Genomic DNA, 1,195 nt, shown 5'->3' with positions numbered 1-1,195 from the left:
GGCAGAGCGAAAGATTGATGCTTTGTGGGATGCAGTAGGCGCTTTGGTTCCCTGCTTCACACCCTCAGAATGCGCGAACTACTTCAGAGCTGCCGGATATGACCCGGATTGAACAGGATCTGCTCTAGGTCATGCAAGGCGCCTAAACACGGGAATAGATGGCATACGAAAACAGGCCCATGAACCGCCTTCGTGAGGCGGCAGGTTATCAGGGGCTACGCTGTTTTGGGTGATTTGGTTGCGGGAGTTGGATTTGAACCAACGACCTCAAGGTTATGAGCCTTGCGAGCTACCGGGCTGCTCCATCCCGCGCTATCCTGTTAGTCATCCGCGACACATAGGGCAAGCCCTATTTCGCCCGGTATCGATCTGCATCCTCCCCTTATCCCCAAGGGGATTTGTCAAAGACGCGGACTGATGTACGGGGCTTTTGTCAGAACGTCTGCGGCCACCGCTGCTGCGCGTGCATGACGGTGATAATCTCGATGTCCCGGCCAACGCGGTAGGGAATGATGTAGGGAATATCCACCAGCACGATTTCACGGGTGCCCTTGATGCGACCCGGCCGCCCGCTTGCCGGTAATTCGGCGAGCATATCCACGGCGGTCACGATCCTGGCGACCACGCGCGCTGCCGCATCGGGATTGTCCTGTTCAATATGAGCGCCGATTTCATCAAGCCGCCGCAACGCCCGAAGCGTCCAGCGAATACGTTTGCCGCTCATGATTGGCGGGCGGACTTGACGTATTTCCCAACGACCTTCGCCACATCTTCGGCGCTGGCAAATTCGCCCCGATCGGCCTCAGCCAATCCGGCTTCGATCTCGGCAAGCTGCCACTCCTGCTGCTCAACGAAAGCCTCAATGGCTTCGGCAGCCATGTAGGAGCGGGAGCGATCCAGCTTTTCGGCAAGCTGATCCAGCTTGCTTGCGGTTTCATCTTTCACACGCACGGTAAAGGCGGCAGTCATGGCACCTAACTTTCCTTGGTTCACTTTGATTATTGGTGAACCATCGTGGTTCGTCAAGGTTCTGCTCATGAATGGGACTTTCATTTAGGTGAATAAGCTTCCGACCACACCGGGAGGGCGTGGCCGGATCAAGAGAAGGCTAAACCTTCTATGAGCGCCCCGCCAAGCGGGCGCTTCGAACCGGCAAGCGGTTCGTCTGGACACCCGTTCGGGTGTCTCTACGAGG

At 57.0% G+C, this 1,195-nt stretch carries 2 protein-coding genes, 1 tRNA gene and 1 pseudogene; 1 reads left to right on the top strand and 3 read right to left on the bottom strand.

All coding sequences use genetic code 11. The features are described from left to right. Positions 1 to 112 (top strand): annotated as a pseudogene (locus tag C5L13_RS28400) (IS630 family transposase); the annotation flags it as partial. Positions 113 to 235: 123 nt separating this feature from the next. Here C5L13_RS28400 and C5L13_RS28395 read toward each other — a convergent pair. From C5L13_RS28395 to C5L13_RS28385, 3 genes are all read right to left on the bottom strand, one after another. Next, positions 236 to 312: transfer RNA gene (locus tag C5L13_RS28395), tRNA-Met, on the bottom strand. Positions 313 to 433: 121 nt separating this feature from the next. Next, complete coding sequence (locus C5L13_RS28390) at positions 434 to 724, bottom strand: type II toxin-antitoxin system RelE/ParE family toxin (protein WP_105386607.1); 291 nt, start codon at positions 722 to 724, stop codon at positions 434 to 436. Then, positions 721 to 969, bottom strand: a complete 249-nt coding sequence (locus C5L13_RS28385) for a CopG family ribbon-helix-helix protein (RefSeq protein ID WP_105386606.1) — start codon at positions 967 to 969, stop codon at positions 721 to 723. The genes C5L13_RS28390 and C5L13_RS28385 overlap by 4 nt, the downstream gene beginning before the upstream one ends. Between the last annotated feature and the right edge of the window lie 226 nt (positions 970 to 1,195).

Origin of the sequence: Neorhizobium alkalisoli, from assembly GCF_002968635.1 — a bacterium.
Lineage (GTDB): Bacteria > Pseudomonadota > Alphaproteobacteria > Rhizobiales > Rhizobiaceae > Neorhizobium > Neorhizobium alkalisoli.
The sequence above is the reverse complement of the archived record's forward strand: the minus strand, read 5'-3'. Positions and strand labels throughout refer to the sequence as shown.

Excerpts from the sequence above, each read along its gene's own strand:
- C5L13_RS28390 (WP_105386607.1), bottom strand. The coding sequence starts at position 724 with ATGAGCGGCAAACGTATTCGCTGGACGCTTCGGGCGTTGCGGCGGCTT.
- C5L13_RS28385 (WP_105386606.1), bottom strand. The coding sequence starts at position 969 with ATGACTGCCGCCTTTACCGTGCGTGTGAAAGATGAAACCGCAAGCAAG.